Source organism: Bradyrhizobium sp. SZCCHNR2028, from assembly GCF_032380995.1.
Classification (GTDB): Bacteria; Pseudomonadota; Alphaproteobacteria; order Rhizobiales; family Xanthobacteraceae; genus Bradyrhizobium.
The window spans coordinates 1-6,802 of sequence record NZ_JAUHJF010000043.1 but is presented as its reverse complement, the minus strand read 5'-3'; the positions used below and the strand labels follow the sequence as shown (position 1 = coordinate 6,802).

Below are 6,802 nucleotides of genomic sequence, written 5' to 3'. Positions count from 1 at the left end.
CATCGAGTGTTGCGACGACCAATTGAATCCACCGGTTGAATCGGCTTTGCCTGTGGTACCTGCCGCCTGCATTTTTTTCGCAGGCGGGCCATGGGTGAAGCCTTCACCCGGCATTCCCTGCGCCCTCTGCACTCACGAGGGCCACGCGGATCGTATCACTCGGGCATCACATGCCGCGAGACCGCGCCGTCATGTCCCGGAGCAATCCTTAGCTGTTTGAATCGTAAATCCGTTGTTCTCTCCACTGCCGTCGCGGGCAAGCTGCGACGCGACAGCGCGGCGCGGCGACCTGGGATCCATACGCAGCGGCGGTCGTGAGGGACAAGAAGCCAATAGCAAGCGTGCCTCAAACCGCTCCCTGGGGGTATGGGTCCCGGCGTTCGCCGGGACGACAACAGGGTTTGTTGAGGCCGATGCGCATCATCCTCGCTGGCGTAACGGAAAAAGCCACGACGCCAACAAGCGGCGCTCCCTTGTAGCCGGCACCTCCGGCACGGACCGAACGCCCGGTCACGCCAGGCCATCGCCGCCAGCTTGAGGTGAAGGCACGCCAAGCACGATGGACGCGCGGATCAACTACGTCCGGCCCTGCCCGTTCACCTGGCCCTGCTGTTGCTGCTGACGCTCCTGCTCCTTGGCACGGTGACGGCCATAGAGGCAGCCGGCGGCGGCGCCGAGCACGCCGTGATGACCGGCATAGTGGCCGGCAACGCCGCCGACGATGGCGCCCTTGATGCAGCCCTTGGCTTCGGCGGCCTGCGTCGACAGCAGCGCCAGCGCTGCGACGGAGGCGGCGAGCATGGTCTTGGTGATCGACATCTTCGTGATCGAGCTCCGCAAGAATGGTGCGGGGTAACGGCGACGCGGCGAAGCGGTTCCCGCCTCGCAACCGGCATGACGCCTTGCGCGAACCTTTCGCGCGCGGGGATGACCCATGGGGTGAGAGATGGCCCGAGACATGATCATGACGCGATCCCGCGCCAAGCTTCCGTTCACCGTACCGGCGCATTGCGCCGGCAGACGGTGACGCAAGTGGTTGACGGCTGCGGGCCGGCATCTCCAGAACGCCATCGCCGACGCGGGCATTCCCGTCAGTGGAGACAGGATGATCGAGCACATCAACAAGCAGCGCGTGCGCAAGCTGCTCGAGGCCCATGCCGCCGGCGATTTCGACAGCGTGCTGGCGCATTGCACCGACGATCTCGAGCACTTCGCCTCGGCGCCGATCGACATCTTCCCCCATCTCGGCGGCCGCCGGGGCAAGGCCGAGGTGCGGCAGATGTGGGAGACGGCACGCAGCCGCTATGCCGAGGTCCGGCACGAGATCAAGACCATGATCTGCGAAGGCGACCAGGTCGCCGTGGATCTGCGCATCTTCCTGCGCAAGCGCGACAACGACCGCATCGTGCAATACGACCTCGCAGCCTTCTACACGCTGCGCGACGGCCGCGTCGCCCGCATCCGCGAGATCATGGACACCTACGACCTGGTGCAGCAGGTGCTGGAATGCGATCTCAGCCGGCTGCTGATCGCGGGCGCCGCCCGGCCCTGAGGCCCGGCACGGCGGTTGCGGAGGCCAGCCCTGACCGGCCGATCACGGAAACGTCACCAACGGCGGCGCCGTTGCCTTGAACCTGTGGCCCGGGCTCCGCACCCCATCAGCGGTGGTATACGAGGCATCGGTGACATGAGAATAGCATTCCTGGCGATGGCCGGACTGGTGATGGGCGTCGTCGGCGGCGCGACGATCGGAGTAGGGCTTGGACTGGCCTGGATCGAGCTGTTCAACACCAGCGAATTCGAAGGCTATGCAGGCATGCTGGTGTTCTTCACGTTCATGCCGCTCGGCGCCCTGATCGGCGGTCTCGCCGGCGCCACCCTGTTCGGCATGGCCGCCTTCCGCGACCACGAGGTCGCGATCGCGCAGCAGCGGATGCAGCACGAAGGACGTTGACGGGGTCCTGGCGCCCCGCTGCCGGCCCGGCGTGCATTTGTGCAATGCAAAAAGAACCGTTGCGCGCGCAGGTGGCTGATTTATGTGAGGTGTAAGAGAGATAGATTCGGCGCCCCGGCGTGACGTCCATTGCGGCGTCGCCTTCAGGTCGGCGCGCCCCCTCGCAAGCCAGTTCAGGATCCCGAGCCGATGACGGAGCACAGCCTCTGGCGTCTGTCGCGCGCATTGCATGGCGCGATCAACGACCGCCGTTTCGACGATTTCGCCGAGCTTCTCGACGACGACATCGACTGGGCCATCTACGGCCCGATCGACATGTTTCCCTTCCTCGGCGCGCGGCACGGCCGCGCGGCGGTGCTCGACGCCGTCAGGCAGATCGCGGACAATGTGAGCATCCGGCGGCTGGAGCGCGAGACCTTGATGCTGGACGAGACCAGCGCGGCGACGATGGTCCGCTGCGCGATGACGGCGCAGGATTCCGACAGGCCGATCACCGCGCGGCTCGCGCAATTCATGCAATTCCGCGCCGGAAAGCTCGCCCGGCTGCGGATCCTGATCGATACGTTCGATCTGGTCGAGCAGACGCTCGGCCGCTCCATCGACCTGCCGCGCATCGGCAGCTTCGCCTGAGCCCGCTGCCCCGCGGGTTGGATTGTGGTCGCACTCACCGACAACCCAACAGATCGTGACTGGCGCAGCCATAATTTTGCGCCAAGATTCCACCATATTCCAGCACACAGGTTCGGGCGGCGGGGGTTGCTCTCATGACATCGTATGGTTGCGCGCTGGCGGTTTTTGCGGCCGGCTTCGGCCTCCTTGCGTCGGCCGCGCAGGCCCAGACGCTGATGCAGGCGCCGCAACCGCTGCAGATCGTGCCCTGGCAGCAGATCGCGCCGGAGCCGGAGGACGATGACAAGTCCGAGGACCAGGCCGCAGCGGCCGACCCGATGAAGGACATCGACGTCGGAAAGCTCGACTGGAGCCAGCTCGCGATCGACGACACCACCTTCCTCGACCGTCCCGAAGCCGCCGCCGCGGCGAGGCGCAAGGCCGCCGCAGAGAAAGCCGCCGCGCTCGACTGGTCGAACCAGAACAAGGGCAGCCTCGCCTCGGGCGTGTCGGTCAAGCAGTCGGTGTCGTCGTTCTGGGACGCCCGCGTCGGCGCCGACATGACGGTCGCCCGGCAGCCGACCACGATGTCGGAATTGCTGGCGGAGAAGGCCGAGAACGGCGGCAATGCTCCGCAATCCGGCGGCTCGGCCTGGGCGGCCGTCACCGCGCCTGGCGCCGGCTCGATCTGGGACAAGACCGCCATCGAGGCCCGCGTCGACCCCGGCTCGGATCAAAGCCGGCTGGGCACCACCATCACCAAGGCGGTGCCGATCGATCACTACAATCTGACCCTGCAGAACGGCTACAACGTCACCCAGCAGGGCATGGTGCCGATTCCCGGCGCGGCGCCGAAGACCAGCCGCAGCTTCGACACCGAGCAATCCGCCAGGCTCTCGATCGGCGACACCGGCACCAGCGTCACCGCCGGCCAGACCTTGTCGTCCAGCGACGACAAATGGCTGCGCAAGCTCGGTGCCGAGCAGAAGCTGTCGGATGGTCTCAGCGTATCCGGCTCGGTCAGCGAGACCGCGCAGGGCGGCACCAGCAAGAGCATTTCAGCCGGCTTCAAGCGGAGCTGGTGACGTTCACCATTGCGGCAGCCCGCCACGAATGGTCGAACCATCGCCGCAGCTTCGCCGCGGTGCGGCCCAATTTGGCCGCACTGATAGGCTTTGAGAAGTTCGTCGTGCGGGGACACCGCGCTCGCTTGAACGCGAAATGAGGAAATAGCCGATGAATGTCATTCGTCCGGACAAGATCGATGGAACTGAAGCCGAGCTGGATACGGATCTGGCGGCGGTCTCCGAAGTCGAGGCCGGCATTCGTGATTTCGTCCGTAATGATATCGCCTATCTGCGCCGTCCCAATGCGGCCGCCACGGCCGAGGCTTCGATCGATGCCGATGCGGCGGTGAACAGCGTCACCACGCTGATCCAGCGCGTCGCCGGCACCTCCCTGTCGGAGATCGAGAACCTGATCGGGGAGCTCGAGAGCCTGCGCGAGCTGCTGCACGCCGAGGGCCAGCGGGTGCAGCGCGAGATCGCGAGCTATGCGCAGCTCAGCCAGGCGGCGATGAAGTCGACCCGGGCGATCGCCGAGAACGTGACGCAGTGGAAGCGCGCCGCCGACGGCCTGCGCAGCAGCTGAGCGTTCTTTCCGGACCTTGAAGAGGACCGCCGTGCGAGCCATCGCGCGGCGGTTTTCGTCTTTGCAGCGCCTCGCCCTTGAACGTGACCCGGCCCTCCCGCGACCAACTCCCGCCCATCTCGTGGCGGGCAGGTTGCGTCAAGAGGGTGTCACTTTCATGGAAACGATCCGGCCGGAAAACACCGATCCGATTCCTCTGCGGCCCGAGCCTCAGCGGATCGGGACCATCATGGTCCGCTTCGTCGGTTTGCTGGTGGTGGCGATGGCGGTCATGGTGCTCATCTGGAGCCGCTAGACCGCCTCTACAAACAACAGAACTGCGTGGTCCGTTCTGGTTAACGAGTAGTTAATCCGTCACTCGTTGATCGTCGCTGACGTCTCCAGCGAATACGAGCCGTCGGCATAGCCCTTCACGACCATTCCCGTCGCGAGCATCACCGCGAGCGTCACGCTGGCAAAGATAAAGCCGAGGAGTTTCAGACCACCGCGATCTGCCATACTCATCCCCCACATCCTGATCCCTGATTGGCTGTCTTATAGAGTCGGAGTTCAGAATGCGTTAGCGCGAAGTTCGTTCCGCGCCGACAATCCTACGAAGCGTGACCTTTTCGCCTCAACCCTCGTTCCGTCGAGGGACAAAGGCCGATGCCAGCACCGAGAACACCAGATCGCCGTGCTGATTGATGCCGGTATTGCGCGCCTGCAGGATGCCCCACTCCGGGCGCGACGCCGACGCGCGAAGCGAATCAATCTCACTGGAAAAGCTGATCGTATCACCCGCAAGCACTGGTCTATGCCAGCGCAGATCCCGAAAACCGGGAGACGGACCTCCGACGGCGATCGGCTCGCCGCGTGAGCGCGCGATCTCCACGAGCCGCTGATTGTCGGCGACGATCAGCTTCATGCAGACGGAGCCGATGTGCCATCCCGATGCCGCGAGCCCCCCGAACAGCGATCGGCGGCCCGCTTCCTCGCCGAGATGAAAGCGTTGCGGATCGAATTGAATGGCAAAGCGCTTAATCTCTTCGGCTGTGAACGTGTAGGAGCCGAGCTCGCGGCGCTGGCCGACCTGAAGATCTTCGAAGAAGCGCATCAGCCCACCTGCCCGCGGCTCTCGCGGCGCTCGACGATGATCGGAGAGACCATCTCGCAAAGTCTCCTACCCGCCTTGTTGCGCACGCTGCATTTGAAGGTGACGATCCCGGTTGACGGACGGCTCCGCGACACCCGCGCCTCCAGAACCTCCACATCGAGCATCAGCTCATCGTCAGGGCGCAAGGGCGAGAGCCACCGGACCTCGTTGACGCCCGGTGAACCGAGCGAGGCGGTGCGGCCGATGAAGCCGTCGAACATCATGCGCATCATCAGCGAGCAGAGGTGCCAGCCCGAACCGGACAGGCCCTTGAGCATCGACTGCGAGGCAGCTTCTTCGTCCAAATGCATCGGCTGCGGATCAAACTCAGACGCGAAGGCGATGATCTCGTCGCAGGTGACGTGTCGCGGGCCAAAGCTGCCGAACGGGCCTTGCGGAAAATCTTCGAAGGTGAGGGTCATGAGGCTGGGAATGGCTGAAAGAAGCCCGATTGTGGCCGCACTTTGCAGCAATCACAACCGGGCCGCTCGCATGGCTGACGCCCGGTCCAGTCGCAAGAAAGTGCCAGAAGGCGCCACACACTGGGATGAATTCGGCCGCCGCACATGTCGTCTGGCGCGAGATTCGAGCACGACTTAAAGACAGGTTTGACGATCGATTCGGAAGTGGCTGGGGGATCAGGATGTTGGAATTTCGCGATTTGTTCCAGTGGGACCGCTTCATCACGCCCACCATCATCAAGACGTTCTATTGGCTCGTGGTTGCGCTGATCATCCTCTCGGGTATCCGCGGCATTTTTACGGGCCTCTCCGAGATGGCGATCAGCCCGTTCGGCGGTTTCCTGATGCTGTTGTCCTCGCTCGCCGGCATCATCGTCGGCATGGTGTTCTCGCGCATCATCGCCGAGTTCGTGCTGATCGTCTTCCGCATCAACGAGCATCTCGGCGCGATCCGCGAACAGGGGCGCATGTAGCGCCCGGCAGCGCCTCAATTGTTGAAGCGGAAGTGCATCACGTCGCCGTCGGCAACGACATACTCCTTGCCTTCGAGTCGCAGCTTGCCGCCCTCGCGCGCCCCCGCCTCGCCGCCAAGCGCGACGTAGTCGGCAAAGGCGATGGTCTCGGCGCGGATGAAGCCCTTCTCGAAATCGGTGTGAATGACGCCGGCCGCCGCCGGCGCCTTGGTACCGCGGTGAATGGTCCAGGCGCGCGCCTCTTTCGGACCGACGGTAAAATACGTGATCAGATCGAGCAGCTGATAGCCGGCGCGGATGAGCCGGTCGAGGCCGGCTTCTTCGAGCCCGAGCGTCTCCAGGAACTCCACCCGCTCCTCGCGCGACAGCGTCGCAATCTCGGATTCGATCTTGGCGGAGATCACGACAGCGACCGCGCCTTCCTCCTTGGCGCGTGCGAACACCGCCTGCGAGAAGCTGTTGCCGTCCTTGGCCGAGCCTTCCTCGACGTTGCAGACGTAGAGCACCGGCTTTGACGTCAGGA

12 protein-coding genes are annotated in these 6,802 nt (G+C 64.5%); 7 read left to right on the top strand and 5 right to left on the bottom strand.

Going from position 1 to position 6,802, the window contains the following annotated elements:
* Window positions 1–576: 576 nt before the first annotated feature.
* Complete coding sequence (locus QX121_RS31480) at window positions 577–801, bottom strand: hypothetical protein (protein ID WP_315735660.1); 225 nt, start codon at window positions 799–801, stop codon at window positions 577–579.
* A 304-nt stretch (window positions 802–1,105) separates the two neighbouring features.
* Between QX121_RS31480 and QX121_RS31475 the strand changes: the two genes are divergently transcribed.
* From QX121_RS31475 to QX121_RS31450, 6 genes are all read left to right on the top strand, one after another.
* The gene (locus QX121_RS31475) at window positions 1,106–1,552 is read left to right on the top strand and encodes a nuclear transport factor 2 family protein (RefSeq protein WP_315733967.1); all 447 of its coding nucleotides are present in this window, start codon (window positions 1,106–1,108) and stop codon (window positions 1,550–1,552) included.
* A gap of 135 nt (window positions 1,553–1,687) precedes the next feature.
* Window positions 1,688–1,954, top strand: a complete 267-nt coding sequence (locus tag QX121_RS31470) for a hypothetical protein (protein WP_315714089.1) — start codon at window positions 1,688–1,690, stop codon at window positions 1,952–1,954.
* A gap of 189 nt (window positions 1,955–2,143) precedes the next feature.
* Complete coding sequence (locus QX121_RS31465; RefSeq protein WP_315813906.1) at window positions 2,144–2,584, top strand: nuclear transport factor 2 family protein; 441 nt, start codon at window positions 2,144–2,146, stop codon at window positions 2,582–2,584.
* A gap of 134 nt (window positions 2,585–2,718) precedes the next feature.
* Window positions 2,719–3,648, top strand: coding sequence for a hypothetical protein (locus tag QX121_RS31460; protein WP_315813905.1), 930 nt, complete (start codon window positions 2,719–2,721; stop codon window positions 3,646–3,648).
* 151 nt (window positions 3,649–3,799) lie between these two features.
* Window positions 3,800–4,213 (top strand): hypothetical protein, encoded by a 414-nt coding sequence (locus QX121_RS31455; RefSeq protein WP_315714086.1) that lies wholly within the window; start codon window positions 3,800–3,802, stop codon window positions 4,211–4,213.
* Between the two features lie 157 nt (window positions 4,214–4,370).
* The gene (locus tag QX121_RS31450) at window positions 4,371–4,508 is read left to right on the top strand and encodes a hypothetical protein (RefSeq protein ID WP_315733970.1); all 138 of its coding nucleotides are present in this window, start codon (window positions 4,371–4,373) and stop codon (window positions 4,506–4,508) included.
* Window positions 4,509–4,567: 59 nt separating this feature from the next.
* Here QX121_RS31450 and QX121_RS31445 read toward each other — a convergent pair whose 3' ends face one another.
* From QX121_RS31445 to QX121_RS31435, 3 genes are all read right to left on the bottom strand, one after another.
* Window positions 4,568–4,717: a hypothetical protein gene (locus QX121_RS31445; RefSeq protein WP_315714401.1), complete on the bottom strand. Its 150-nt coding sequence runs from the start codon at window positions 4,715–4,717 to the stop codon at window positions 4,568–4,570.
* A gap of 109 nt (window positions 4,718–4,826) precedes the next feature.
* Window positions 4,827–5,306 carry a MaoC family dehydratase gene (locus tag QX121_RS31440; protein ID WP_315813904.1) on the bottom strand — a complete coding sequence of 160 codons (480 nt, stop codon included), beginning with the start codon at window positions 5,304–5,306 and terminating at the stop codon, window positions 4,827–4,829.
* Window positions 5,306–5,767 (bottom strand): MaoC family dehydratase, encoded by a 462-nt coding sequence (locus QX121_RS31435; protein ID WP_315813903.1) that lies wholly within the window; start codon window positions 5,765–5,767, stop codon window positions 5,306–5,308. Before QX121_RS31435 ends, QX121_RS31440 begins: the two co-directional genes overlap by 1 nt.
* 221 nt (window positions 5,768–5,988) lie before the next feature.
* On the opposite strand from QX121_RS31435, the gene QX121_RS31430 reads away from it, so the two are divergent.
* Window positions 5,989–6,279 (top strand): DUF4282 domain-containing protein, encoded by a 291-nt coding sequence (locus QX121_RS31430; RefSeq protein WP_315813902.1) that lies wholly within the window; start codon window positions 5,989–5,991, stop codon window positions 6,277–6,279.
* Between the two features lie 14 nt (window positions 6,280–6,293).
* Here the strand turns inward: QX121_RS31430 and QX121_RS31425 are convergent.
* Window positions 6,294–6,802: DUF933 domain-containing protein (locus QX121_RS31425; RefSeq protein ID WP_315813901.1), on the bottom strand; the 509-nt coding region annotated here is incomplete at its 5' end.